We start from the raw sequence: 23,842 nt of genomic DNA, 5'->3' as shown, positions 1-23,842 counted from the left end.
CGCAACAGGCAGGCAAGGCCCGACCTCTCGTGAGAGAGGTCGGGGGCGCAGCTATTGCGGGAACGGTTGCAAGAATGCAGCCAGATGGCGGCGGCTCAATGCTTGCTCGAAGAACCTTGCATGACCAGCTTGATCAGCGGCAACAGGCCGGCGCTGAGCCGCACCAGCCGGGCGAAGTTTCTGACGCTGCCGCTCTTGGCGCCCTTGCCGGTGAGAAACCCCAACAGGGTCACGGCGGCCACGCCCCACAACGGCGCGTGCTTGATGCCGAAGCCCTGTTGCCAGCTTTGGCCAAGGCCACGGACCCGCTGCAAGGGTTGCAGCAACTGCTGGGATTCGTGGCGGATTTCCTGGCGATGCATTTCCATGCGCAGGCGGATCAGCGCCTTGCGCATCTCGCGCCGGGAATTGGTTTGCGGGATGTCCGGCAGGCTCATGGCAGCAGGCGCTCCCTGTCGTTGGCCAGTTCTTCAAGGGTGGCATGGAAGGGCGAGGACTCATCGAAAATCGCCGCCTTCAGGCGCATGGCGCAGAACAGCGCAGCCAGCGTATAGAAGATGCACAGCCCGGTGATGGCGGTCAGGCGATAGGTGTCCCAGAACAGGATCAGCACCAGCGTCGACAGGCCTACCAACAGCAGCAGGGCGAACACCAGGGTCAGCCCGGCGAACAACAGCAGGCTGACGGTTCTGGCTTTCTGTTCCTGCAACTCGATACCGAACAGTTCGACGTGGCTGTGCAACAAACCCAGGAAAGCAGCGCCCAGGCGCCGCGTTGAGGAGCCGTGGCCCGCAGTGGAGCCGGATTCATCGATAGCCATATCAGCGCCGGGTCGCCAGCAGGCCGATCAGGAAGCCCACGCCCGCCGCGATGCCCACTGCTTGCCAGGGGTTGCTCTGCACATAGTCTTCGGTGGCGGTGACCGCCGCCTGGCCGCGTTCGCGCAGCGATTGCTCGGTCAGTTGCAGGGTCTCGCGGGCGCGCAGCAGGCTGTCGTGAATCTGTGCGCGCAATTCGTCCGCCTGCTCGCCCGCCAGGGTGGCGGTGTGTTCCAGCAGACGTTCCGTGTCACTGACCAGTGCCCGAAAGTCCGCCATCAGGGTTTCTTGAGCTGTCTTGGTGGTTTTGCTGGCCATGATGATCTCCATAGTGGCGTTCTGAAGGGTTCGAGTATGAGCCTTGCGCGAAGGTTCAGTGCAATTGTCTGGTACAGCTTTTGCTTTGTCCTGGTGCGTAAACACGGGTGGTTGCGCCGAAAGCGCGCAGGATGCGGTGCCTGGCAGCTAAAACCTTACCCTAAAAAATCAACACTTATGGAAACACCCCCGAGCGATACATCCCTCTCGAAAAAGCGTCGCGCCAAAATGGGTCGCAATACGTAGGTCGACAGGACCTTCGGTGCCAAGTTGGTGCAAAAACGCTCGAGCGGCTCGCGGATAATTCCTGCTATCAGGTCTGCCCATTCCATGGAAAATCTGCAAAGCGCTGTGGACACTCTGGTCCATGGTTCCAATACCCTGTTCATCCTTATCGGTGCGGTCATGGTCCTGGCCATGCATGCCGGCTTCGCCTTTCTCGAGGTGGGCACGGTGCGCCAGAAAAACCAGGTCAACGCCTTGTCGAAGATCCTCAGCGACTTCGCGGTTTCGACCCTGGCCTATTTCTTTATAGGCTATTGGATCTCCTACGGCGTCAGCTTCCTGCAACCGGCGGCGGTGATCAGCGCCGATCACGGCTACGGGCTGGTGAAGTTCTTCTTCCTGCTGACGTTCGCCGCGGCCATCCCGGCGATCATTTCCGGCGGCATCGCCGAGCGTGCGCGATTCGTCCCGCAGCTCTGCGCCACGGCGCTGATCGTGGCCTTCATCTATCCCTTCTTCGAAGGCCTGGTATGGAACGGCAACTACGGCCTGCAAGCCTGGCTGCAGGAGCACTTCGGCGCAGGCTTCCATGATTTCGCCGGCTCGGTGGTGGTGCATGCCATGGGCGGCTGGCTGGCGCTGGCCGCGGTGCTGTTGCTCGGGCCGCGCAACGGGCGCTACCGCGACGGCAAGCTGGTGGCGTTCGCGCCGTCGAGCATTCCGTTCCTGGCCTTGGGTTCGTGGATCCTGATTGTCGGCTGGTTCGGCTTCAACGTGATGAGCGCGCAGACCCTGCAGGCGGTCAGCGGACTGGTGGCGGTGAACTCGCTGATGGCCATGGTGGGTGGCACGGTGGCGGCGCTGATCGTCGGGCGCAACGACCCGGGCTTTCTGCACAACGGCCCGCTGGCCGGGCTGGTGGCGATCTGCGCCGGCTCCGACCTGATGCACCCGGTGGGTGCGTTGATCACCGGGGCGATTGCCGGCGCGTTGTTCGTCTGGTGCTTTATCGCCACCCAGACGCGCTGGAAGATCGACGATGTGCTGGGTGTCTGGCCATTGCATGGTTTGTGCGGCGTGTGGGGCGGTATCGCCTGTGGGATCTTCGGCCAGAGCGCCCTGGGTGGCCTGGGCGGTGTCAGCCTGATCAGCCAGTTGATCGGTACCGGCCTGGGCGTGCTGGTGGCGCTGGTCGGCGGCTTCCTGGTGTATGGTGCGATCAAGGCGCTTTGCGGCCTGCGCCTGACCCAGGAGCAGGAGTACTACGGCGCCGACCTGTCGCTGCACAAGATCGGCGCGGTCAGCCAGGACTGAAGCCTTGCAGCCCAGGCTGGAGCCTCCAGCCTGGGCTGCCTGCCGCTGATCATTGGCCGCCGAGCAGGCGCGCCTCCGACGCTTCGATGGCCGCCAGCGGGCCGGACATCAACACCGTATCGCCGGCTTGCAGCAAGGTGCTGGCGGCCAGCTCCAGGTCGCGGCCATCGCGCTGCACGCCTTGCACATCCACGCCCAACTGCTCCAGCGCCAGCTCGCCCAGGGCCAGGTCGCAGGCGTGGGCCGCGCTGCCGAGATTGACCGCATGCATCAGCACCCGCGGCTGGCCGCGATTGTCCAGCAGGTCGGTCTGCGCGCCATGGTAGAAGCCATGCAGCAGGCGATAGCGGTTGTGGCGGACCTCATCGACCTTGACCTGTACCTGGTGTTCCGGCAGCCCGAGCATCACCAGCGCATGGGACGCCAGCATCAGGCTCGACTCCAGCAGCTCCGGTACCACTTCGCTGGCGCCGGCGGCTTTCAGTTCGGCCAGTTGGCTGTCGTCACGGGTGCGTACCAGGATCGGCACTTCGCTGTTGATCCGGCGCGCGCTTTTCAGCACGTTGAGGGCGATGTCGGTCTTGTCCACGGCAATCACCAGCAGCCGCGCGCGTTCGAGGCCGACCGCCGCCAGCAGCTCGGCGCGGCGGGAGTCGCCGTAATGCACGCAGCTTTCGCCGGCCGCAGCTTCCTGGACCCGCACCGGGTCGTCGTCCAGGGCAATGAAACGCTGCTGTTCGCGGCGCAGGAAGCGGCCGATCGACTGGCCGACACGGCCATATCCACAGATCACCACGTGTTCCTGCAGGCCGGCGTTGAGGGCGCTGATTTCTTCCAGGTGGGCCTCCTGGTTCGGCTTGCGGTGCAGGCGCGCGGCAATGCCCGGGGCGGCGCGCAGCAGCAAGGGGGTCAGCAGCATCGAACAGAAGGTCGCGGCCAGCAGCAGGCCGCTCAGCTCGGCCGGCATCAAGTGGCTCTGCTGCATCTGCGCCATCAGCGCAAAACAGAACTCGCCACCCTGGGCCAGGGCCAGGCCACTGCGCCAGGCCGTCTCGCCGTCGCTGCCGCGCAGCTTGAGCAACAGCGCCACCACGGCGCCCTTGATCAGCATCAGGACCAGGGTCAGGCCGAGGATCAGCAGGGCATGGCTGGCGAACAGTCGCAGGTCGATCAGCATGCCGATACTGACGAAAAACAGCCCCAGCAGAATGTCGCGGAACGGCCGGATATCGGCCTCGATCTGGTGTCGGTAACGGCTTTCCCCCAGCAGCATGCCGGCGAGGAACGCGCCAAGGGCAGGGGACAGGCCGAGCAGGTGGGTCAGCCAGGCGGTCAGCAGGACGATGACCAGGGCCAGCAGCACGAACAGCTCGGCGGAATGGGAGGCGGCCACCTCATGGAACAGCCGTGGCAGCAGCCAGCGGCTGGCCAGCGCCAGGCCGATGAACAGCAGGGCGGTCTTGCCCAGGGTCAGGGGCAGGGCCCAGTACCAGGCCTGTTCGGTATTGCCGGCGAATACTGGCACCAGGGTCAGCAACAGCACGGCCACCACGTCCTGGAACAGCAACACGCCGATCGCATTCTGCCCGTGGCTGCTGAAGATTTCCCCGAGGCTGCCCAGCTCCTTGCTGACGATGGCGGTGGAGGACAGCGCCAGGCCCGCGCCGAGCAGCAGCGCCGGGATCGACGGCACGCCGGCGAGGATCAGCAGGCCGCCGAGGATGGCGCCGCTGCACAGTACTTGCAGGCTGCCCAGGCCGAATACCACCTGGCGCAGGGCCAGCATTTTCGATACGGAAAACTCCAGCCCCAGGGAAAACAGCAGGAACACCACCCCCAGTTCCGCCAGGTCAGGCAGGTTTTCGTTGTCGTTGACCCAGCCGAAGGCGGTCGGCCCCACCAGCAGGCCCACGCACAGGTAGCCCAGCACGGGCGGCAGGCGCAGGCGGCGGAACAGGGCGATCACCACCAGGGATGAAGCAAGGATGATCAACAGATTGGCGAACACAGACATCTCCGGGCGGCGGGTTGTAATGACAGAGCGTAGAGGCAAAAAAAGCCGCGAGGATCGCTCAACCGGAAGTTGGCGGCGCTGACCTGCATCAGCTCTTTGGCAGAATGCCCGACGATGACCGCTACTGGCCGCAGGGCGCTGCGTTCATCGGTCGACGGCTTTTTCCCGCGGAACTAGAATAAGCGCCTGTCTCTTTTCGGTCTGTATGTCATGCCTCCTGAATGTCAGCTGTTCGGCACCCTGGGCTGCCACCTGTGCGAACTCGCCGAGGCGGAGTTGATGCCGCTGGTGGAGCACGGGCTGATGGTCGAGCTGGTGGATATCGCGGAAAACGAAACCCTGTTCGAGGCGTATGGCCTGCGTATCCCGGTCCTGCGCCGGGTGGACAACGGCGCCGAGCTGGGCTGGCCGTTCGATGTCGAGCAGGTGGTGGCCTTCCTGCGCTGAGCCGGCTGTCGCTGGCACGGCCCTTTCCGTTTGTCGCCTTCGCTGCAATCCCTTGGCGAGATCCCGATTATTCGGTTACTGTACATGCGTACAGTTATCGGGATGGTTCGTCATGTCTCTCACAATCCTCGCCCGCGCCGAGCGTTTGCAACACCTGTCGCCCGAACATGCGGAGCACAGCGGGTTTGCTGCCGGGCTCCAGTTCGAAGGCGGTTTTTCGCTGGATCGCACCGTGGGCCTCGGAGCCCCGCAGATCCGCGCGGTGCTGGTGGATGACGACAGCCTGCTGGGCTTCGGTATCTATCCCGGCGACCGGCTGATCGTCGATCGTTCGGCGGCCCCGGCGGTGGATCAATACGTGGTGGCCCATCTCGATGGTGAAGACGCCTATGGCGTGCGCCTGCTGGCTCCCGACCCCAAGGGAGGGCTGCTGCTCAAGGCGGCGCGACCTTCGATTGCATCGATCCCCCTGGACGCTCGGGACTCGGCGCAAATCTGGGGCGTGGTGCTGTGGGTGGTCAGTTACGTCGGCCGTGGCTGATATCGATGCGCAGGGCGTGTGCTCAGTGGATGAATGAGAGGGTAGAAGGACTGATGATGGTCAATGTCGAACAATTGAAGAGCAGTGTGAATCGCATGTCCGCCGATATAGTGCGCGAAGCGGTACTCGAACTGCGCCTGGACGGCCTGGTCACGGAAGGCAAGACGCCGTTCAACAAGCTGCATTTCAATACCTGCTTCGCGGAAATCGAAGCCCTGTTCCAGCGTGCGGGTTATCACCGGCAACTGGACGTGGTGGGGTATCAGGGTTTGTTGTATGCGTTGTATGACCCGGCCCGCTGGGAGGCGGTCGATGTGCTGCGCTGGTTGAAGGAGTTCACCGATGCCGCCGCGCAAGCCGGCGTGGCCCGCGCCTAGTCGTTGGTCCCGAAGGGGGAAACTCTCCTAGGTTCCCCGGGACCCATGTTGGATAATGCCGCTCTGCATTGTCCGCTCGAGCTTTTGTATGTCCTCCGTACCTTTTTCCGCCGCACAGCATCAGGCCAGCACCCTGTACCTGCCCCCGGGTTCATGGCCAACCGTGCTGGACTGCCTGTGTGATCATTTCAGCACCATCAGTCGCGAGCAGTGGCTGAGCCGGATCGTCCGTGGCCGGGTGCTCGATGGACAAGGTTTGCCGATCAGCATCGACCTGGCGTACCGCGAAGGCCTGCGCATTCATTATTTCCGCGAAGTGCCCGACGAAAAGGTCATCCCGGTGCAGGAGTCGATCCTCTACGTCGATGAGCATCTGGTGGTGGCGGACAAGCCGCATTTCCTGCCGGTCACCCCGGCGGGGGAATATGTCGAGCAAACCTTGCTGCGCCGCCTGATCCGCAGCCTGGACAATCCCCACCTGGTGCCTCTGCATCGCATCGATCGGCATACGGCGGGCCTGGTGCTGTTTTCGGCCAATCCGCAAAGCCGCTCGGCTTATCAGGCGCTGTTTCCGACCCGCAGGATCGACAAGTGCTACGAGGCCATAGCCCCGGCCTTGCCCGGTCTCGAGTTCCCACGGGTGCATAAAAGTCGTCTGGTCGATGGCGAGCCCTTTTTCCGCATGCAGGAAGGGCCTGGCATTCCTAATACGGAAACGGCGCTGGAGGTCCGGGAAAAGAACGGTGACCTCTGGCGTTATGGGCTGTATCCGGTGACTGGCAAAAAGCATCAGTTGCGGGTGCACATGAGTGCGCTGGGGGCGGCGATCTGCAACGACCCGTTCTATCCCGATGCGCTCAAGGATGTGGAGGACGATTACGCCAAGCCGCTCAAGCTGCTGGCCCAGGGGCTGCGTTTTACCGACCCGTTGACCGGGGAGGAGCGCGAGTTCGAGAGCCGGATCACCTTGCAGTGGTAATCCCGGTAACTGCTTGCCGCTGCCAGAAACGATAAAGCCCGCGAAAGCGGGCTTTATCGTTCAAGGCTGTAACGCTATGGATTACAGCTCTTTTACCGTACGAACCTGATCCTTGTTGATACGGGTTTGTTTGCCGTCCAGTTGTTCGAACTCGTAGAAGCCGGAATCCTCATCGTATTTCGGCGTATCGACGGCCTGGATTTCGCGACCGTCATTCAGGGTGATCACAGTAGGCGATGCGCAACCGGCGAGAGTGGCAAGGCCCAGTGCGAGCATGAGAGTGGCGAGAGTCCGCTGAATCATTATGTGTCTCCGAGATGAATACTTTTAGTTGCTGTGCTTGAGACGTATACAACGCCTGCAAGTTCCTTGAGTTAAGGGCATTCTGACACGCCGTGCTGCTGGCTTAACAGCGCTGGTGTATTCAGATTAGCCAATCGGGGATCGTTTGCCGGACATTGCAGGGCCTGAGCATCCAGCCCGCGCATGGTACGTCCGGGGCTGCGTTCACCGTTCTGCCAGGCACCCTCGAAGGTGCCGAGCAGGGCGCGCGGAATGATACACAGCAAGGGTTCCCAGTGCTCGCCATGGCGAAGCATCAGTGGTTTGTCCGGATGCAGGGCGGCACTTTGTCGCATGGCGTCGATCAGTTGCACGTCGATGCGCGGTACGTCGCAGGGCAACACCAGCAGTCGGGCATGCCGGGCGACCGCCAGTCCGGCACGAATACCTGCCAGCGGCCCGGGGAAATCGTTGCTTTCGTCCTGCACCAGTTGATCGGCATAAGGCGCGTACTGTTGCCGATTGCGGTTGCAGGAAATGATCAGGTCATCGCTCAGGCTGCGGGTCAGTCGATGCAGGTGGGCGATCAATGGCCGGCCCTGCCACTCGATCAACCCCTTGTTGGCCGCGTCCACCGGCCAGGAGCAGAATGGAGCAGGGCGGCAAATCTGCGCGCTGGGTCATGGCACGTCTCCACAGGGGCGGTCAAAGAGAGCGCTGTGATATAACACCGGGCTGTTTCTCCTACAACTGGATCGAGCCTATGAAAGCCAAGGCTGATGTACCTTTTGCACCCCTGAACATTGCGGTGCTGACTGTCAGTGATACCCGGACCCTGGAGACCGATACATCCGGCCAGGTCTTCGTCGATCGTCTGAGCGCTGCTGGCCATAACCTGGCCGCGCGCGTCCTGCTCAAGGACGATCTCTACAAGATTCGCGCACAAGTGGCGACCTGGATCGCCGACGATCTGGTCCAGGTGGTGCTGATCACCGGCGGCACCGGTTTTACCGGCCGCGACAGCACTCCTGAAGCCGTGTCTTGCCTGCTCGACAAACAGGTCGACGGATTTGGCGAGTTGTTCCGCCAGATCTCGGTGGCCGACATTGGCACTTCCACCGTGCAGTCCCGAGCCTTGGCCGGCCTGGCCAACGGCACGCTGGTCTGCTGCCTGCCGGGTTCGACCAATGCGGTGCGTACCGGTTGGGACGGCATCCTCGCCGAGCAGCTGGATTCGCGGCACCGGCCGTGCAACTTCGTCACCCACCTGAAACAGGCAGCACCTTGTGAATCCCGTGGGTAAGCCGGGCAAGACCGGTGCCTTGATGCCGGTCGAGGTCGCATTGGCCCGGTTGCTGGAGATGGCCGAGGCTACCCCCATTCTCGAACGCGAACGGCTGCCACTGGCGGCCGCTCAAGGCCGGGTATTGGCCTACGACTTGATTTCCACCCTGGATCTTCCGCCCTGGCCCAACAGCGCCATGGACGGTTACGCCTTGCGTGCCTCGGACTGGAAGGGCGAGCCCTTGGTGGTCAGCCAGCGCATCTTCGCCGGCCAGGCCCCTGAGCCTTTGGCCCCTGGCACCTGCGCACGCATCTTCACCGGGGCGCCGGTCCCGGCGGGAGCCGACTGCGTGGAAATGCAGGAGAACGCCCAGGTCCAGCCCGATGGGCGGGTGGCTTTTACCGAGCCTCTCGGCGCGGGGCAGAACATTCGTCCGCAAGGCCAGGAAACCACGGTTGGCGAGTGTGTGCTGGTGGCCGGAACGCAGTTGGGGCCGATCGAGCTGGGGCTGGCTGCATCCCTGGGTTGCGCGGAGCTGGATGTGGTGCGCCGCGTGCGGGTCGCCGTGCTCTCCACTGGCGACGAGTTGGTAGAACCCGGGCAGGCGCTCGGTCCCGGGCAGATCTACAACAGCAACCGGGTCTTGCTGTGCAGCTGGTTGCAGCGTCTGGGCTGCGAGGTGATCGACGGCGGAATCCTGCCGGACGACCTGCCAACGACCCGGCGTCGTCTTGCCGAGCTGGCGGATGTGGATCTGATTCTGTCCACCGGCGGCGTATCGGTGGGCGAGGCGGATTTCCTGGGCATCGCCTTAAGAGAAGAGGGTGAACTGGCCCTCTGGAAGCTGGCGATCAAGCCTGGCAAGCCGTTGACCTTCGGGCATTTTCGCGGTGTGCCAGTAATCGGCCTGCCCGGTAACCCGGCCTCGACGCTGGTGACCTTTGCCTTGCTGGCCCGCCCCTATATTTTGCGGCGCCAGGGAGTGACGGCGCTGCAACCCTTGCAGTTCCAGGTTCCAGCCGGGTTTGCCTGGCCGAAACCGGGGAACCGACGAGAGTATCTGCGTGGGCGCCTGGAGCAGGGCAGGGCAATCATCTACCGGAACCAGAGTTCCGGGGTCTTGCACAGTGCCGCCTGGGCCGAGGGGCTGGTCGAGGTGCTGGAAGAGCGAATGCTGGTCGAGGGCGATTGGGTCAACTTCATTCCATTGAGTGAAGTCCTGGGCTGACTTCAGGGGAGGCGGACCTGGTCGGCAGGGCCGGGTCCATCCTCCAGAGCCCTGCCTGTCAACGCAGCAGTAGAAGGATCAGCAAGCCAAAACGGCTGTTCAGGCCCCAGGACAACAGTGCCGATAGAAAACCGGCATAGGCCAATACCCACGCGAGCTTCTTGAGCAAGGCGTGAAGCTTGCTGTCGGGTTTATGCTCGCGGTCATGGGCATGTACTTGATGGGCACTCAGTTCCGGGTGTTTGCCTGTACTGAGCAGGATGCTCCCTTCCAGCCGATTGAGGGCGGAGTTCGAGCGTTCAAAGCATTTCTTGTCATCCATGTGTTTTGCTTCCCTGTTTGAGGCGTCGTTCGCCTGTCATGAACATTCTCCGATTGTCCGTTTCGGGTCAATTCAGGTGATTCTCAATCTGCGGTCAGAAAAGTTACCGGTCAGCCAGCAGAGGGCCTGATGGGGACAAATTGATTACATTCCGGTCGGACTTTTTCTCATGGGACGAGGGTCAACATCCTTCAATGGCCCTCGAATGACAGGAGTGATGAGCAATGAGCGAACGCAAGGCGATGCTGATATTGCACGGCAAGCAGGCCCTCAACGAAGAGGTCCGCGAGGCTGTCGAGCGCAAGCGCGAAGAGGGTTGGGAGCTGGCGGTCCGCCTGACCTGGGAAGCGGGCGATGCCCAGCGCCTGGTGAATGAAGCCCTTGCGGTCGGTTATACGCGCCTGATCGCGGGAGGCGGTGATGGCACCTTGCGTGATATCGCCGAGGCCATGGTGGCGCAGGCCAACGATGCCAGTCTAGTGTTGCTGCCGCTGGGGACGGCCAATGATTTCGCGCGGGCGGCCGGCGTGTCTTTGCTGCCCCATGAGGCACTGAACCTGCTCGATGTACCGGCACGGACGATCGACCTTGGCGAGGTCGGTGGCCAGGTATTTCTCAACATGGCCACGGGTGGGTTCGGCAGTCAGGTGACGGCCAATACCTCCGAGGACCTGAAAAAGATCCTGGGGGGCGCCGCCTATCTGTTCACCGGTTTGTCCCGCTTCAATGAGCTGCATGCGGCCTACGGCGAGCTGCAGGGGCCGGATTTCCATTGGCGCGGCGAGCTGCTGGCCCTGGGGATCGGCAACGGGCGCCAGGCCGGTGGGGGTCATCTGCTGTGCCCTGAGGCGATGGCCGATGACGGGTTGCTGGATGTCAGTATCCTGCCGGCCCCCCAGGAATTGGTGGGCACCTTGAAGGACCTGCTGGCCGGCGGCTGGGGGATCGACAATCTGTTTGTGCGTACGCGCCTGCCCTGGGTGGAAATCAAGGTGTCCGAGGGGCTGGATATCAATCTTGACGGTGAGCCCCTGCAAGGCGAAAACCTGCGTTTTCGCGCGCTCCCAGGGGCATTGCGGGTGCATTTGCCGGAAGACTCCCCGCTGTTGGGAACCTCGGCGCCTTAATCGTCGAGGCTGATGATCTGTTCGCGGACGGCAAACAGCACCAGGCCGGCTACGTCATAGATCTGTAGGCGTTTCATGATCTGCGAGCGGTGGGTTTCCACGGTCTTGATGCTCAGGCCCAGCCCGTGAGCGATTTCCCGGGTCGATTTACCGCGAACGATCAGGCGCAGGATCTCCAGCTGGCGTGCGGTCAGGTTATGGGTTTCAACGGGTTCTGGATGGGGTTTCTGCACGCGGATCAGCGCCTGGTTGATCACCGTGTGGGCAATGGCCGGGCTGAGGTAACGCTCGTTGTTGCGCAAGGCGTCGAGCGCGTGCTCGAGCTCGTTGGCGGTGGTGTCCTTGAGCAGATAGCCATGAGCCCCGGACTCCAGGGCCTGCATGATCAGCGCCGGATCGGTGTGCATCGAGAGAATCAGTACTTTGCTCTGCGGATGCACCACCTTGAGCTTCTTCAGGGCCTCAAGGCCGCCGATATCCTTCATGGAAATATCCAGCAGGATAATGTCTGGCGACAGCCTCTCGACCATTTCCAATACTTGTGCGCCATCGTTGGCTTCGCCGATCACGGCATAGCCAGGAATGTCCATGACCAGGGCACGCACGCCAGCCCTGATGAGCGAGTGGTCATCCACCAGAAGTAAATTGCAGGTCAATGTAAAACCTTATTCGTACTGGCCCGTTCGAGTGCGCGAGGCGCCCAGGGGAAGAGCGCTTCGATTTGTGTGCCCTGGTCGGGCTGGCTGGAAACCTTCAGGGTGCCACCCAGTTGCGCGATTCTTTCCGACATGCCCGCCATGCCGCGTTGTCCTTGTGCGCCAGGATTGGCCGCCGGAGAAAAGCCACGACCATCGTCGCTGATAAACAGCGAAAGCCCCTCGGGCAGGCGTTGCAGGCGTACCAGCAGGTTATTCGCCTGGGCGTGACGCAGCATGTTGGTGACGGCTTCCTGGGTGATGCGAAAGGCGGCCACCGCCATCTCCTCGGGGATGCCAGCCAGGCGCTGCTTGCATTCCAGGCTCCAGTGCACGGAAGTGTTTTCCAGGGTCTTCAGCAAGTGGGCCCGCAGGCTGGCTTCCAGGCCCAGGCTGGCCAATTGCCGGGGATTGAGAATGGCCGATACATCGCGCACCTTGGCCAGGGTTTCTTCCAATGTGCTTTGAAGCGTCGTGCAATGCTGTTGCAGGTCTTCGGGCAGGCGACGCTTGAGCCATTCGCTTTGCAGCTTGGCGGCGGTCAACAACTGACCAATATCATCATGCAATTCACGACTGAGCCGATGGCGCTCGTTTTCCTGGACTTCCAGCAAACGGTCCGCCAGCTCCTGAGGCTGGAACTTGATCGATTTGCGCGAATCGCCGTAATAGGCCCAGATACTGGCCAGGGCCGCCAGATTCAGGATCAGCAGGCTGAGGGGAAAGGTAGTCGACAGGCAATAGACGGCCAGGCTTCCAAGTGCCGAGCATGAGCACAGCAACAGGTTGAGCCAGCGCAGGTGTATTCGAGAAAGAAGCCTGGTGGCGGTTGACTTGAGGCTGGCGTACATAGCGGATGGAGCCAATGAATGTTCGCTGCGGGGAGACCGGTCAAGTCGGCTGACGGGCCCCGGTTTGGAAAACGGTATTGTTTGAGTATGCGGCTTCAATTAACGCGGTCTATTCGTTGGGAGCAAGCCTTGCACTGATCCGGTGTGTAACAAGATCAATCTGAAGTCACAGTGCCATTAAGTACATCGGTTAGTGGTTGGCATAGTACCAGCTTAGCTACCGTTGGTCGCGCTTCTATATATGTCCAGAAAGTCAGGAATATCGCCTTTTGGGACGTATGTACCGATTTGCTTGTTTCAACTGGCCATCCTGAAACAGTGACTGTATCTCGCCTTGAGCGAACGGGCAGGCGAAATCCAGGACATTTGAAGTCTCGGGATTGGTTTTATTTAGTTGCGCTAGTTGGTTCTGTCATTAACAGGCATGAAATATTGAATAACGACATGATGCTGGCCAATGTCACAACATATCTAACGGCTGAAGTTAGGGATTAACGACAGGTTTATGCGTTTCTCTTGGCGATCGAAAAAACTTTAAACGAGTTGTGTTGGCAGGACAGGGGCGCGGGCAAAGGGTCGATTTGCACGGCGAGGGATTCGATGAGGGTGGCCTGTTCGTTGCCATCGAGGTTCAGTTGCCCGGTCACCGGATCGACGAGTTCAAGCTGCCAGGCCATCAGGCTGAAGCACTCCCCGAGGGTGTCGAGAATCTGCTCGTTCATGTCCGGATGAGGGTGGGAATGATCCAGCAACGCATGAACCTGGCGCGAGAACTCGGCGGTGCTGCGCAGCGCCAGCGCGTCGGTTTTCTCGGCAAGTTTGAGCAGAGTGGACAACATGCAATCGATGGCGTCCTGATCGTTCTTGATCAGGTTGAGATGGTTCAGGCATTCAACCGACTTGGCCAATAGCGCTTCTGCCTCAAGCAGAAAGTCGGGTGACTGGTGCCACTCTTTATCGTCGATCAGCATGCTTGTCTCCACGATGCCACCTCAGATGATGGAATGGTCCGGTTTGTGAGCGGGCGTGAGGTATTACGCCAGTTATGCCGAGGGATATAGGACGAATCTGATTGGTTCTCAATGGACGAAAACGCCGGGCTGGTGTTTAGTCTGCAGGCGACAGACTGCCGGGCTCGGTGTGTCGGCCACGCTTGGACAGCGGAGGTGGGGGGGCTCGAAAGGGCACCAGCCCATCTTCCTGCGATCACAAACAAAAGCCTGACTCCATTCATGCAATGAGAATGGCGTCACATTAATGGCTATTGGATATTGCGAATATCAGGTTAGTCCTGATTGCCGATAGGGGATTCCCTTATAGAGGGGAACCAAGTGCTGAAATCGAGGTCGCGGCGGGAGCTTGTGCGAATGAAATCGCGAAGCCAGTAAAGCATGATGTTAATGTGACATCAATGCCTTTGCATGGCATTTTGTATGCGGGTCAAGATTCGGCGATTTGCGCCGATAACCCGCGTTAGTGAATTCATCAGAACAAGCCCAGGAGTCATTACATGGCCGGCATTCTCGACACGGTAGATCAACGCACGCAACTGGTGGGTGAGAATCGCCTGGAAATCCTCATGTTCCGTCTGGCCGGGCGACAGTTGTTCGCGATCAACGTGTTCAAGGTGCAGGAAGTCCTGCAATTGCCGAAGCTGACCCTGATGCCCCAGCGCCATCCGTTCGTCTGTGGCGTGGTCAACCTGCGGGGGCAGACGCTGCCGGTCATCGACCTGTCCCAGGCGATCGGCATGCGGCCGCTGGTGCCGGGTCCCAACAGCACCATCATCGTCACCGAGTACAACCGTTCGGTGCAGGCCTTCCTGGTGGGAGGCGTCGACCGCATCGTCAACATGAACTGGGAAGCCATCCTGCCACCGCCGACCAGTGCCGGGCGCCAGCATTACCTGACGGCAATCAGCAAGGTCGACGATCAACTGGTCGAGATCATCGACGTGGAAAAGGTCCTGGCCGAAATCGTCCCGTACAACGCCAAGGTCTCGCGCGACAAGCTCGACGACCCGGTGCTTGAGCGTGCCCGCGGCCGTGAAGTGCTGCTGGTGGACGACTCCAACGTGGCGCTGTCGCAATTGCGCGACACCCTGGGCCAGCTGGGGGTGAAGATGCACATTGCCAGCGATGGCCTGAAGGCCCTGAAGATGCTCAAGGCCTGGGCCGATACCGGGGGCGACATGACCGACAAGCTGCTGATGGTGTTCACCGACGCCGAAATGCCGGAAATGGACGGCTATCGCCTGACCACCGAAATCCGCAATGATCCGCGTCTGCGCGGCCTTTATGTGGTGTTGCACACCTCCCTGTCCGGCAGCTTCAACGAGTCGATGGTGAAGAAGGTCGGTTGCGACAACTTCCTGTCCAAGTTCCAGCCGGACAAACTGGTCGACGTGGTGCGCCAGCGCCTGATGCTGGACGAAGTTCCCGCCTGACGGGAGCAGTGGCCGGAGCGATGCCTGCGACGCAGGTGCTTCTTTGATTCGCGGGCCGGCTCGTATAAGGTTGCTTTTTTTGCCACCCGGGAGCTGGCCATGCGTCTCAGCGCGCTTTATCGATACCCCTTGAAGTCCGGCAAGGGCGAATCCCTGCAACAGGTCGCGTTGGACAGGCTGGGGCTGGAGGGAGATCGACGCTGGATGCTGGTCGATGAACCCAGCGGACGCTTCCTGACCCAGCGCGCGGTCCCGCACATGAGCCAGCTGTCGGCGCTGTGGAATGCCGAGGGGGGGCTGACCCTCAGCACGCCCGGCCACCCATCTCTCGACGTGCCACTGCCTGGTGCGGATGCCCCGTTGCGTGGCGTGACCATCTGGCGCGACACCCTGCAGGTGCCGGATGCAGGCGAGGCGGCCCATGCCTGGCTGAGCGAATTCATTGGCAAGCCGACCCGCCTGGTACAGGTGCCCCTGGACCGTGCGCGCACCACTCAGGCCGGTTACGGCAAGGATGACGATCAGGTGGCCTTTGCCGACGGTTTTCCGCTGTTGCTGATCGGCGAGTCTTCCCGGGAAGATCTGTCCAGTCGCGTCGGCCGTCCCCTGGAGATGCTGCGTTTTCGTCCCAACCTGGTGATCGAAGGTTTCCCGGCATTCGCCGAGGACGGCTGGAAGCGCATCCGCATCGGCGATATCGAGTTTCGGGTGGTCAAGCCTTGTGCGCGTTGCATCCTCACCACCATCGATCCGCAGACCGGCGAGCGCAGCGCCGACCGTGAACCGCTGGCTACGCTGCAGCAGTACCGGGCGCAAGAAGGTGGGGCGATGTTCGGGCAGAACCTGGTGAACGATGGCATCGGCCGGCTGGAAGTCGGCATGCCGGTCACTGTGCTGGAATAAAGAGTCGGCGGCGCCGCAACGAAAAATGCCCGTATCGCCAGATACGGGCATTTTTTATGACCAGCAATCAGTCCCCGGGGAGGGATCAGCCGCGGTATTCGCACAGGTAGGCGGTGTCGACGGCGACCTTCAGCTGGAACTTGCTGTTGGCCGGTACGTTGAACTGGCTGCCGGCGGCAAAGGTTTCCCAGTCGTTGCTGTCAGGTAGCTTGACGGTCAGGGCGCCGGATACCACGTGCATGATTTCCCGTTGAGCGGTGCCGAATTCGTATTCGCCCGGAGCCATGACGCCGATGGTGGCGGGACCTTCGGCCGTGCCGAAGGCAATCGACTTGACGGTGCCGTCGAAGTACTCGTTGACTTTAAACATGGGCGATTCCTCAAAAAAGGGGTCAAAAAGGCCGGCCAGTATGCACAAGGCCTTCAGATGCGTCACCTGTTGCGCAGACGGATCAGCCGGGAAGAATCAGAGGCAATAAACGCGCCGTATTGCGGGCATCTTCCAGGGCGCGATGCTGCTGGCCGGTGAACTGTAGCCCGGCGAGTTGCAGCGCGCTGTTCAGGCCCAGCGGTCGTTCGAGGCGGCGGGCCTTGGCGAAGCGTTGCTTGAGGTTCATGTGCGGCAGTTGGGCGAGGGCGCTGTGCAGTTGCGAGCGTTGCCACTCCTGCAGCAACTGCTTGCGATCGTAGTCGCCCCAGCTGGCCCAGCCTTCCAGGCGCGCATGGTGCTGGCCCAGCCAGCGTTCGAACAGCAGCCAGACCTCGCTCAACGGCTGGGCGCCGTCGATCTGGGCCTGGGTGATGCGGGTGAGTTCACGGCAGAACGGCGTCAGCATCGGCCGCCGCAGCGGGCGCACGAAGCGCTGGAAATGGTCCAGTTCACGCCCTTCGCGGTTCACCAGGGTGGCGCCGATCTCGATGATTTCCATGTCGGTCACCGGCCAGCCTCCTTCGTCCGTGGTGGCTTCCAGATCAATTACCAACCAGTGGGGCATCACAGGCTCCAGCTTCAACATCCCGATGAGGCTTGAGCGTAGCCAAACCCGACGTCTGCGCCTAGCGGCTTATTCCACCTCCAGCAGAACCTGGCGTTTTTTCACCTGATCGCCCAGGTTGACCTGCAGCCGCTTGATCACGCCATCGATCCCGGCCTTCAGCGGATGCTCCATTTTCATCGCTTCCAGCACCAGCAGCAGTTGCCCCTTGCTGACGGTCGCGCCCTCGCTGACCAGTACGTCGACGATGGCGCCGTCCATGGGCGCCTTGAGCATGCCGCTGTGGACGCTGGCCTGGCTGGCGACCGGTGCGTGGCTCAGGTCTTGAAGGTGCAGGCTGCCAGGACGGGTAAACAGCCAGAGCTGCCCGGCTTCCAGGGTATAGGCGTAGCGGCGGCGGATACCGTCGATAGTCGCGCAGGCCCAGCGGCCATCCGCTTCCAGAAGCTGTACCTCGAAGCCTTCGTCGGCGTGTTGAATCTGTAGTGTTCCGGCTTGCTGGTTATTCAGTTCAAGGTTCCACACGGCTTCACCCGAGCCCAGGCGATAGTGCAGCGGCACACTGGCGTTGTTGCGCCAGCCGACCAGCACCGCGCCGTGGTGTTGGGCCGCGTGCTGATATAGCAGCGCCGCGGCCAGGGCCAGTTCGGCGCCGCTTGGCGGCTGGGGATGCTGGCTTGGATCGTCGGCGAAATGTTCGGCGATAAAGGCGGTGCTGAATTCGCCGCTGGCAAACCCGGGATGGCGAAGCAGGTTCGCCAGCAGTTTCTGGTTGCTCGCCATACCTGTCAGCACCGTGTCTTCGACCGCGCGCAGCAGCTTGCGGCGCGCCTCTTCGCGGGTGGCGCCATGGGCGATGAGCTTGCCCAGCATCGGGTCATAGAACGGGCTGATGCTATGGCCTTCCAGCAGGCCGTGATCGATGCGCACATCGGCGCCCAGCGCTGGTTCCCAGCGCCGTACCTGCCCGGTTTGCGGCAGGAAGCCCTGCGCCGGGTCCTCGGCATACAGCCGCACTTCGATGGCATGGCCCTTGAGTTCGACCTGCTCCTGGCGCAGCGGCAGCGGTTGACCGGCCGCCACCTGCAGCTGCAGGGCCACCAGGTCCAGGCCGGTGATCATTTCGGTGACCGGGTGTTCGACCTGCAGCCGGGTGTTCATTTCCAGGAAATAGAACTGCCCTCGCGCATCGAGGAGAAACTCCACGGTGCCGGCGCCGACATAGTTCACCGCGCGGCCCGCCTTGAGGGCGGCTTCGCCCATGGCCTGGCGCAGTTCGGCGGTCATCACCGGGCAGGGCGCTTCCTCGACGACTTTCTGATGGCGGCGCTGGATCGAGCAGTCGCGCTCGCCGAGGTAGATCAACTGGCCGTGGCGGTCGCCGAACACCTGGATTTCCACATGCCGCGGTTCGATCAGCGCCTGTTCCAGAATCAACTCGTCGCTGCCAAAGGCGTGTAGCGCCTCAGAGCGAGCGGTGCGCACCTGTGCCAGCAACTCATCGGCCCGTTGCACCAGGCGCATGCCGCGTCCGCCGCCACCGGCGCTGGCCTTGATCATCAGCGGGTAGCCGATGCGTTCGGCTTGCCGCTGCAGGGTCGTATCGTCCTGTTCCGCGCCCTGATAACCGGCGATGCAGGGCACTCCCGCCGCGAGCATCGCCAGCTTGGACAGGCGCTTGCTGCCCATCAGTTCGATGGCCTCGGCGCTGGGCCCGATAAAGGTGATGCCGGCCGCCTCACAGGCGCGGGCGAATTCGGCGTTCTCCGACAGAAAGCCGTAGCCGGGATGCAGCGCATCGGCGCCTGTGCGCAAGGCTGCATCGAGGATTGCCTGGCTGTTCAGGTAGGACTGCTGCACTACCGCCGGGCCGATGTGCACCGCCTCGTCGGCCATCCGCACATGCAGCGCATCGGCGTCGGCGTCGCTGAACACCGCCACGGTGCGATAACCCAGGGCTTGGGCGGTGCGCTGGATGCGGCAGGCGATTTCGCCACGGTTGGCGATCAGGATTTTGCTGAAGGCGGGCATGGGTCAGATTCCTGAAGTCGGAGGTGTCTGCTCGGGAGGTGGTTCAGACGCCCACGCCGGTTTGCGTTTCTGCACGAAGGCCATGGTCCCCTCGATGCCTTCGGCACCAGTGACGGCGGCGGCGAACTGTTCCGCCGCGCGATCGAGCAGGGGCGCCAGCGGTTCTTCAGCGCTGGCCAGCAACAGGGCCTTGGTCGCGGCGTTGGCCTCGGGCGCGCAGCACAGCACATGGGCCAGCACTTCATCGAGGCGTTCGGCCAGGGCCTGCGGGCTGTCTTCGACGAAATGCACCAGGCCCAATCGCGCGGCTTCGTTGCCATCAAAGCGTGCGGCGGTCAGCGCCAGCCGACGGGCCTGGGTCAGGCCGATGCGCTTGACCACGAACGGGGCGATTTGCGCCGGCAGCAGGCCGAGGCTGGTTTCCGGCATGCCGAACTGCGCCTGATGATCGGCGATGGCGATATCGCTGACACAGGCCAGGCCGAAGCCGCCGCCCAGCACCGCGCCTTGCAGCAGCACGATCAGCACCTGCGGAGTGTGCTGGGCTTCTTCGAGCAGCGTGCCGAATGCCCGGTTCAGTTCGCGGTAGGCGCTGGCGCCCTCGGCGCGGGCAGCGGCCATGTCTTTCAGGTCGCCACCGGCGCAGAATTGCCCGCCGGCGCCCCTCAGCACCAGGGCGCGAATGTCGCGATCATCGCGTACCGCCGCCAGCACCGCGCGCAATTCGGCGACCATTTGCAGGCTCATGGCATTGCGGCTGTCCGGGCGATCGAGGGTGATGTGCAGGACGCCACCGCGGGGCGCCAGCAGCAGGGTTTCGCAGGCGGGCAGGCGGCTCATTTTCTTTTCCCCGGCAGGATGCCCATGAGTTTGCAGATGATGCCCAGCATGATTTCGTCGGCGCCGCCGCCGATCGAGACCAGGCGCACGTCGCGGTAGGCGCGGGCCACCGGGTTGTCCCACATGAAGCCCATGCCGCCCCAGTATTGCAGGCAGCTGTCGCTGACTTCGCGGCCCAGGCGCCCGGCCTTGAGCTTGGCCATGGACGCCAGGCGGGTGACGTCCTGGCCCCGCACGTATTGTTCGGTGGCCTGGTACACCAGGGCCCGCAGGCACTCGATTTCGGTGGACAGCTCGGCCAGGCGGAAGTGGATCACCTGGTTGTCGATCAGCGCGCTGCCGAAGGTCTTGCGTTCCTTGCAGTACTCGATGGTGCTGTCGACGCAGTACTCCAGGCCCTTGATCATGTTGGCCGCGCCGAACAGCCGCTCTTCCTGGAATTGCAGCATCTGCATCATGAAACCGGCACCTTCGTGGCCGATGCGGTTACGCTGGGGCACGCGCACATTGTCGAAAAACACCTGGGCGGTTTCCGAACTGCGCATGCCGAGCTTGTCCAGGTGCGGGCTGAGGCTGATGCCGGGGCTGTTCATCGGCACCATGATCAGCGACTTGTTGACGTGGGGTTTGTCGTCCGAGGTGTTGGCCAGCAGGCAGATGAAGTCGGCGCTGGGGGAGTTGGTGATCCACATCTTGCTGCCGTTGATCACATAGTCGTCGCCGTCCTTGCGCGCGCTGGTCTTGAGCCCGGCCACGTCGGAGCCGGCGCCGACTTCGGAGACACCGATGCAGCCGACCATTTCCCCGCTGATGGCCGGGCGCAGGAATTCCTCGCGCAGCTCGTCGGAGCCGAAGCGCGCCAGGGCCGGGGTGCACATGTCGGTCTGCACGCCGATGGCCATCGGGATGCCGCCGCAATGGATGGTGCCGAACTCTTCGGCGGCGACTATCGAATAGCTGTAGTCCAGGCCCATGCCGCCGAACTTCTCCGGCTTGGAGATGCCCAGCAGGCCCAGTTCGCCGGCCTTGCGGAAAATCTCGTGGATCGGAAAGCGCCCGGCCTTTTCCCACTCGTCGACGTACGGGTTGATCTCGCGTTCGACAAAGTTGTGCACCGTGCGCCGCAGTTCTTCATGTTCCTGGGTGAAGATCATTTTTATTGTTCTCCTCAAGTTGAGTGACGCAATCCCTGAACCGTGTTGCCGCTGTAACCGCTGCCGCAGGCTGCGATCGGCCCCGCAGGGGGCGTGCCCTTGAGGTCCTCGAAGGCCCTTCGGGCTTTATCGCAGCCTGCGGCAGCGGCTACAGGTCAGAACCTCGCGACACCGAAGCTATTGGGCTGTAGCTGACGCACCTGCGCCTCGTGGCAGATATCCAGCAGATAACCCAGCAGGGTGCGGGTATCCCGTGGGTCGATCAGTCCGTCGTCCCACAGGTTGGCGCTGCCATACAAGGCCGTGGACTGGCTGTCGAGTTTCTGCGCGGTGACCTGTTCCAGCATATCCAGCATCTGCGGATCGGCCGCCTGGCCCTGCTTGGCGTGCTTGGCCTCGGTGACGATGCGCAGCACCTTGCCGGCCTGGGCGCCGCCCATCACCGCGGTGCGGCTGTTGGGCCAGGCGAAGATGAAGCGCGGATCCAGGCCGCGGCCGCACATGGCGTAGTTGCCGGCGCCGTAGGAGCCGCCGACCACGATCGTCAGCTTCGGCACCCGGGCATTGGCCACCGCCTGGATAAGCTTGGAACCGTGCTTGATCACGCCTTGCTGCTCCGACTCGGTGCCGACCATGAAGCCGGTAGTGTTGTGGAAAAACAGCAGCGGGGTGCGGCTCTGGTCGCACAACTGAATGAACTGCGCGGCCTTGCTCGCGCCTTTCGGGGTGATCGGCCCGTTATTGCCGATAAAACCGCAAGGGCGCCCCTGGATCTGCAAATGGCCGCAGAGGGTCTGCTGGTCGAACTCGCCCTTGAATTCGAGGAAGTTCGAACCGTCGGCGATGCGCGCGACGATTTCCCGGGCGTCATAAGGTTTTTTCGGGTCGTCGGGAATCAGCCCCAGCAGTTCGTCGATCGGGTACAGCGGTTCCGCATAAGCGCGCGGAGGCTGCAGCGGCAGCCGGGCATTCCACGGCAGGGCGCCGAGAATTTCCCGCACGATGCGCACGCCGTCGCCGTCGTTTTCCGCCAGGTATTCGGCGGTGCCGGCCACCTGTGCATGCATCTCGGCGCCGCCCAGTTCTTCATCGGTGGCCACCTCACCAGTGGCAGCCTTGAGCAGGGGCGGGCCGGCGAGAAACAGCTTGGCCTTGCCGCGCACCACCACCACGTAATCCGACAGCCCCGGCTGGTAGGCGCCGCCGGCGGTGGCCGAGCCGTGCACCACGGTGATCTGCGGCAGGCCCATGGCCGACATGCGCGCCTGGTTGGCGAAACTGCGCGCGCCTTCGACGAAGATCTCTGCTGCGTAATTGAGGTTGGCGCCACCACTTTCGGCCAGGGTCACCACCGGCAGTTTGTTTTCCATGGCGATCTGTTGCAGGCGCAGGGATTTTTTCAGGCCGCTGGGGGAGATGGTGCCGCCCTTGATCGCACTGTTGTTGGCCACCACCAGCACCCGCACGCCGCTGACGTAGCCGATGCCGGCGATCAGCCCGCCACCGGCCTGGCTGCCGTCCTTGTCGTCATGCAGCTTGTAGCCGGCCAGGCTCGCCAGTTCGAGAAAGGGCGCGCCGGGGTCCAGCAGCAGGTTGAGGCGTTCGCGGGGCAGCAGTTGCCCGCGCTTTTCGAATTTCGCCTTGGCCTCGGCGGCCTTGGCCAGCAGGTTCTGTTCCAGTTGGCGGATCTGCGCCAGGCCGGCCAGCATCGCTTCGCGGTTCTGCAGGAACGGCGGGCTGTGAGGGTCGAGTTGGGACTGGATGACCGGCATGGCTTACTCCTGGTCCTTGAGCACGTCGGGCAGATAAGCGCGGTGGAAGCCGTTGTAGGACTGGCTATGGGAGGCCTTGTGCAGCGGCCAGGCGCGGCTGCCGAGGCTGGCGGCACCGTCGATGCGCAAGGTGCTGCCGCTGATGAAGGCGGCCGCCGGGCTGAGCAGGAAGACGATGGCGGCGCTGACCTCCGACTCGGTGCCGATGCGCTTGAGCGGCACGTGTTCGCGCAAGGTCGGGATCACCGCCTTGAATGCGCCTTCGTAGGTGTCCATGCCGCTGGAAGCGATCCAGCCCGGCGCCACGGCATTGACCCGCACCCCGGCATGGCCCCATTCGAATGCGGCGGTCTTGGTGAAGTTGTCCATCCCCGAGCGCGCGGCGCCGGAATGGCCCATGCCGGGCATGCCGCCCCACATGTCGGCGAGCATGTTGACGATGCTGCCGCCGTGCTTGCTCATGGACTGGTTGAAGACTTCCCGGGCCATGAGAAAGCCGCCCACCAGGTTGGTACGCAGCACGGTTTCAAAACCTTTCTGGTTGATCGAGGCCAGGGGCGAGGGGTACTGCCCGCCGGCATTGTTGACCAGGCCATGCAGCGGCCCGTGGTCACGGATCAGTTCACTGACCAGGGTCTTGACCGCTTCCTCGTCCCGGATATCGCAGGCATGCCCGCTGGCCTGGCCGCCGTCTTCGGCAATCTCCGCGGCCACCTTGTGCAGCTTGTCCGCCTTGCGTCCTACCAGCAGCACGCGGGCGCCAAGGGCCGCCAGTTCGTGGGCGGTGCAGCGCCCGATGCCGCTGCCGCCACCGGTGACGACTATGGTCTGGCCGGCGAACAGGTCGGGTTTGAAAATCGAGTCGTAAGCCACGATAG

26 protein-coding genes and 1 pseudogene are annotated in these 23,842 nt (G+C 62.7%); 10 read left to right on the top strand and 17 right to left on the bottom strand.

Annotation, left to right across the window (positions count from 1 at the left end):
• Positions 1–95: 95 nt before the first annotated feature.
• From H0I86_RS21465 to H0I86_RS21455, 3 genes are read right to left on the bottom strand one after another with little or no spacing between them, the layout of a single operon-like run.
• Positions 96–437: a hypothetical protein gene (locus tag H0I86_RS21465; protein ID WP_180922108.1), complete on the bottom strand. Its 342-nt coding sequence runs from the start codon at positions 435–437 to the stop codon at positions 96–98.
• Positions 434–820 carry a phage holin family protein gene (locus tag H0I86_RS21460; RefSeq protein ID WP_124309205.1) on the bottom strand — a complete coding sequence of 129 codons (387 nt, stop codon included), beginning with the start codon at positions 818–820 and terminating at the stop codon, positions 434–436. Before H0I86_RS21460 ends, H0I86_RS21465 begins: the two co-directional genes overlap by 4 nt.
• A gap of 1 nt (position 821) precedes the next feature.
• Positions 822–1,136: an ElaB/YgaM/YqjD family protein gene (locus tag H0I86_RS21455; protein ID WP_180922107.1), complete on the bottom strand. Its 315-nt coding sequence runs from the start codon at positions 1,134–1,136 to the stop codon at positions 822–824.
• Between the two features lie 330 nt (positions 1,137–1,466).
• Between H0I86_RS21455 and H0I86_RS21450 the strand changes: the two genes are divergently transcribed.
• The gene (locus H0I86_RS21450) at positions 1,467–2,675 is read left to right on the top strand and encodes an ammonium transporter (protein WP_038577245.1); all 1,209 of its coding nucleotides are present in this window, start codon (positions 1,467–1,469) and stop codon (positions 2,673–2,675) included.
• Between the two features lie 49 nt (positions 2,676–2,724).
• On the opposite strand, the gene H0I86_RS21445 is transcribed toward H0I86_RS21450, so the two are convergent.
• Entirely contained in the window at positions 2,725–4,683 is a 1,959-nt protein-coding gene (locus H0I86_RS21445) for a monovalent cation:proton antiporter family protein (protein ID WP_180922106.1), read from the bottom strand.
• Positions 4,684–4,899: 216 nt separating this feature from the next.
• Between H0I86_RS21445 and H0I86_RS21440 the strand changes: the two genes are divergently transcribed.
• The 4 genes from H0I86_RS21440 to H0I86_RS21425 all read left to right on the top strand — a co-directional run bounded on the left by H0I86_RS21440 (position 4,900) and on the right by H0I86_RS21425 (position 7,033).
• On the top strand, positions 4,900–5,136 hold the full coding sequence (locus tag H0I86_RS21440; protein ID WP_180922105.1) for a glutaredoxin family protein: 237 nt from the start codon (positions 4,900–4,902) through the stop codon (positions 5,134–5,136).
• Between the two features lie 112 nt (positions 5,137–5,248).
• Complete coding sequence (locus tag H0I86_RS21435) at positions 5,249–5,677, top strand: S24 family peptidase (RefSeq protein ID WP_180922104.1); 429 nt, start codon at positions 5,249–5,251, stop codon at positions 5,675–5,677.
• Between the two features lie 56 nt (positions 5,678–5,733).
• Entirely contained in the window at positions 5,734–6,054 is a 321-nt protein-coding gene (locus H0I86_RS21430; RefSeq protein ID WP_180925890.1) for a transcriptional regulator, read from the top strand.
• 88 nt (positions 6,055–6,142) lie between these two features.
• Positions 6,143–7,033: a pseudouridine synthase gene (locus tag H0I86_RS21425; protein ID WP_180922103.1), complete on the top strand. Its 891-nt coding sequence runs from the start codon at positions 6,143–6,145 to the stop codon at positions 7,031–7,033.
• Between the two features lie 81 nt (positions 7,034–7,114).
• Here the strand turns inward: H0I86_RS21425 and H0I86_RS21420 are convergent, their stop codons facing one another.
• Entirely contained in the window at positions 7,115–7,336 is a 222-nt protein-coding gene (locus H0I86_RS21420) for a YgdI/YgdR family lipoprotein (RefSeq protein WP_007923269.1), read from the bottom strand.
• A 71-nt stretch (positions 7,337–7,407) separates the two neighbouring features.
• Positions 7,408–7,999 (bottom strand): annotated as a pseudogene (gene mobA, locus H0I86_RS21415) (molybdenum cofactor guanylyltransferase MobA).
• A gap of 79 nt (positions 8,000–8,078) precedes the next feature.
• On the opposite strand from mobA, the gene moaB reads away from it, so the two are divergent.
• Positions 8,079–8,618 carry a molybdenum cofactor biosynthesis protein B gene (moaB, locus tag H0I86_RS21410; RefSeq protein WP_007923271.1) on the top strand — a complete coding sequence of 180 codons (540 nt, stop codon included), beginning with the start codon at positions 8,079–8,081 and terminating at the stop codon, positions 8,616–8,618.
• Positions 8,602–9,828, top strand: a complete 1,227-nt coding sequence (locus H0I86_RS21405) for a molybdopterin molybdotransferase MoeA (protein ID WP_180922102.1) — start codon at positions 8,602–8,604, stop codon at positions 9,826–9,828. Before moaB ends, H0I86_RS21405 begins: the two co-directional genes overlap by 17 nt.
• A 58-nt stretch (positions 9,829–9,886) precedes the next feature.
• Here the strand turns inward: H0I86_RS21405 and H0I86_RS21400 are convergent, their stop codons facing one another.
• Complete coding sequence (locus tag H0I86_RS21400) at positions 9,887–10,150, bottom strand: hypothetical protein (protein ID WP_180922101.1); 264 nt, start codon at positions 10,148–10,150, stop codon at positions 9,887–9,889.
• A 224-nt stretch (positions 10,151–10,374) separates the two neighbouring features.
• Here H0I86_RS21400 and yegS point away from each other — a divergent pair, with 224 nt between their 5' ends.
• The gene (gene yegS, locus H0I86_RS21395; RefSeq protein WP_180922100.1) at positions 10,375–11,277 is read left to right on the top strand and encodes a lipid kinase YegS; all 903 of its coding nucleotides are present in this window, start codon (positions 10,375–10,377) and stop codon (positions 11,275–11,277) included.
• Here yegS and H0I86_RS21390 read toward each other — a convergent pair.
• The 3 genes from H0I86_RS21390 to H0I86_RS21380 all read right to left on the bottom strand — a co-directional run bounded on the left by H0I86_RS21390 (position 11,274) and on the right by H0I86_RS21380 (position 13,794).
• Entirely contained in the window at positions 11,274–11,933 is a 660-nt protein-coding gene (locus H0I86_RS21390) for a response regulator (protein ID WP_180922099.1), read from the bottom strand. The genes yegS and H0I86_RS21390 overlap by 4 nt on opposite strands.
• Positions 11,930–12,823, bottom strand: coding sequence for a sensor histidine kinase (locus tag H0I86_RS21385; protein ID WP_180925889.1), 894 nt, complete (start codon positions 12,821–12,823; stop codon positions 11,930–11,932). The genes H0I86_RS21390 and H0I86_RS21385 overlap by 4 nt, the downstream gene beginning before the upstream one ends.
• Positions 12,824–13,326: 503 nt before the next feature.
• Positions 13,327–13,794 carry a hypothetical protein gene (locus H0I86_RS21380; protein WP_180922098.1) on the bottom strand — a complete coding sequence of 156 codons (468 nt, stop codon included), beginning with the start codon at positions 13,792–13,794 and terminating at the stop codon, positions 13,327–13,329.
• 539 nt (positions 13,795–14,333) lie between these two features.
• Between H0I86_RS21380 and H0I86_RS21375 the strand changes: the two genes are divergently transcribed.
• Together H0I86_RS21375 and H0I86_RS21370 are read left to right on the top strand one after the other, a co-directional pair.
• A complete protein-coding gene (locus tag H0I86_RS21375) occupies positions 14,334–15,269 on the top strand; it encodes a chemotaxis protein CheV (protein WP_180922097.1) in 936 nt (311 codons plus the stop codon).
• A gap of 99 nt (positions 15,270–15,368) precedes the next feature.
• Positions 15,369–16,172 (top strand): MOSC domain-containing protein, encoded by an 804-nt coding sequence (locus H0I86_RS21370; RefSeq protein ID WP_180922096.1) that lies wholly within the window; start codon positions 15,369–15,371, stop codon positions 16,170–16,172.
• A gap of 85 nt (positions 16,173–16,257) precedes the next feature.
• On the opposite strand, the gene ppnP is transcribed toward H0I86_RS21370, so the two are convergent.
• The 7 genes from ppnP to H0I86_RS21335 form a co-directional block, all read right to left on the bottom strand.
• Entirely contained in the window at positions 16,258–16,542 is a 285-nt protein-coding gene (ppnP, locus tag H0I86_RS21365) for a pyrimidine/purine nucleoside phosphorylase (RefSeq protein ID WP_007930001.1), read from the bottom strand.
• An 82-nt stretch (positions 16,543–16,624) separates the two neighbouring features.
• Positions 16,625–17,167 (bottom strand): 3'-5' exonuclease, encoded by a 543-nt coding sequence (locus H0I86_RS21360; RefSeq protein ID WP_180922095.1) that lies wholly within the window; start codon positions 17,165–17,167, stop codon positions 16,625–16,627.
• Between the two features lie 69 nt (positions 17,168–17,236).
• Complete coding sequence (locus H0I86_RS21355; protein WP_180922094.1) at positions 17,237–19,198, bottom strand: acetyl/propionyl/methylcrotonyl-CoA carboxylase subunit alpha; 1,962 nt, start codon at positions 19,196–19,198, stop codon at positions 17,237–17,239.
• 3 nt (positions 19,199–19,201) lie between these two features.
• On the bottom strand, positions 19,202–20,038 hold the full coding sequence (locus tag H0I86_RS21350; RefSeq protein WP_180922093.1) for an enoyl-CoA hydratase/isomerase family protein: 837 nt from the start codon (positions 20,036–20,038) through the stop codon (positions 19,202–19,204).
• The gene (atuD, locus tag H0I86_RS21345; protein WP_180922092.1) at positions 20,035–21,192 is read right to left on the bottom strand and encodes a citronellyl-CoA dehydrogenase; all 1,158 of its coding nucleotides are present in this window, start codon (positions 21,190–21,192) and stop codon (positions 20,035–20,037) included. The genes H0I86_RS21350 and atuD overlap by 4 nt, the downstream gene beginning before the upstream one ends.
• A gap of 155 nt (positions 21,193–21,347) precedes the next feature.
• Positions 21,348–22,964 (bottom strand): geranyl-CoA carboxylase subunit beta, encoded by a 1,617-nt coding sequence (gene atuC, locus H0I86_RS21340; RefSeq protein WP_180922091.1) that lies wholly within the window; start codon positions 22,962–22,964, stop codon positions 21,348–21,350.
• Positions 22,965–22,967: 3 nt separating this feature from the next.
• Positions 22,968–23,837, bottom strand: a complete 870-nt coding sequence (locus H0I86_RS21335; protein WP_180922090.1) for an SDR family oxidoreductase — start codon at positions 23,835–23,837, stop codon at positions 22,968–22,970.
• Positions 23,838–23,842 lie beyond the last annotated feature (5 nt).

Source organism: Pseudomonas chlororaphis subsp. aurantiaca (genome assembly GCF_013466605.1).
Taxonomy (GTDB): domain Bacteria; phylum Pseudomonadota; class Gammaproteobacteria; order Pseudomonadales; family Pseudomonadaceae; genus Aquipseudomonas; species Aquipseudomonas chlororaphis_I.
The sequence above is the reverse complement of the archived record's forward strand: the minus strand, read 5'-3'. Positions and strand labels throughout refer to the sequence as shown.

Excerpts from the sequence above, each read along its gene's own strand:
- H0I86_RS21465 (WP_180922108.1), bottom strand. The coding sequence starts at position 437 with ATGAGCCTGCCGGACATCCCGCAAACCAATTCCCGGCGCGAGATGCGC.
- H0I86_RS21460 (WP_124309205.1), bottom strand. The coding sequence starts at position 820 with ATGGCTATCGATGAATCCGGCTCCACTGCGGGCCACGGCTCCTCAACG.
- H0I86_RS21455 (WP_180922107.1), bottom strand. The coding sequence starts at position 1,136 with ATGGCCAGCAAAACCACCAAGACAGCTCAAGAAACCCTGATGGCGGAC.
- H0I86_RS21450 (WP_038577245.1), top strand. The coding sequence starts at position 1,467 with ATGGAAAATCTGCAAAGCGCTGTGGACACTCTGGTCCATGGTTCCAAT.
- H0I86_RS21440 (WP_180922105.1), top strand. The coding sequence starts at position 4,900 with ATGCCTCCTGAATGTCAGCTGTTCGGCACCCTGGGCTGCCACCTGTGC.
- H0I86_RS21435 (WP_180922104.1), top strand. The coding sequence starts at position 5,249 with ATGTCTCTCACAATCCTCGCCCGCGCCGAGCGTTTGCAACACCTGTCG.
- H0I86_RS21430 (WP_180925890.1), top strand. The coding sequence starts at position 5,734 with ATGGTCAATGTCGAACAATTGAAGAGCAGTGTGAATCGCATGTCCGCC.
- H0I86_RS21425 (WP_180922103.1), top strand. The coding sequence starts at position 6,143 with ATGTCCTCCGTACCTTTTTCCGCCGCACAGCATCAGGCCAGCACCCTG.
- H0I86_RS21420 (WP_007923269.1), bottom strand. The coding sequence starts at position 7,336 with ATGATTCAGCGGACTCTCGCCACTCTCATGCTCGCACTGGGCCTTGCC.
- moaB (WP_007923271.1), top strand. The coding sequence starts at position 8,079 with ATGAAAGCCAAGGCTGATGTACCTTTTGCACCCCTGAACATTGCGGTG.
- H0I86_RS21400 (WP_180922101.1), bottom strand. The coding sequence starts at position 10,150 with ATGGATGACAAGAAATGCTTTGAACGCTCGAACTCCGCCCTCAATCGG.
- yegS (WP_180922100.1), top strand. The coding sequence starts at position 10,375 with ATGAGCGAACGCAAGGCGATGCTGATATTGCACGGCAAGCAGGCCCTC.
- H0I86_RS21385 (WP_180925889.1), bottom strand. The coding sequence starts at position 12,823 with ATGTACGCCAGCCTCAAGTCAACCGCCACCAGGCTTCTTTCTCGAATA.
- H0I86_RS21380 (WP_180922098.1), bottom strand. The coding sequence starts at position 13,794 with ATGCTGATCGACGATAAAGAGTGGCACCAGTCACCCGACTTTCTGCTT.
- H0I86_RS21375 (WP_180922097.1), top strand. The coding sequence starts at position 14,334 with ATGGCCGGCATTCTCGACACGGTAGATCAACGCACGCAACTGGTGGGT.
- H0I86_RS21370 (WP_180922096.1), top strand. The coding sequence starts at position 15,369 with ATGCGTCTCAGCGCGCTTTATCGATACCCCTTGAAGTCCGGCAAGGGC.
- ppnP (WP_007930001.1), bottom strand. The coding sequence starts at position 16,542 with ATGTTTAAAGTCAACGAGTACTTCGACGGCACCGTCAAGTCGATTGCC.
- H0I86_RS21360 (WP_180922095.1), bottom strand. The coding sequence starts at position 17,167 with ATGCCCCACTGGTTGGTAATTGATCTGGAAGCCACCACGGACGAAGGA.
- H0I86_RS21355 (WP_180922094.1), bottom strand. The coding sequence starts at position 19,198 with ATGCCCGCCTTCAGCAAAATCCTGATCGCCAACCGTGGCGAAATCGCC.
- H0I86_RS21350 (WP_180922093.1), bottom strand. The coding sequence starts at position 20,038 with ATGAGCCGCCTGCCCGCCTGCGAAACCCTGCTGCTGGCGCCCCGCGGT.
- atuD (WP_180922092.1), bottom strand. The coding sequence starts at position 21,192 with ATGATCTTCACCCAGGAACATGAAGAACTGCGGCGCACGGTGCACAAC.
- atuC (WP_180922091.1), bottom strand. The coding sequence starts at position 22,964 with ATGCCGGTCATCCAGTCCCAACTCGACCCTCACAGCCCGCCGTTCCTG.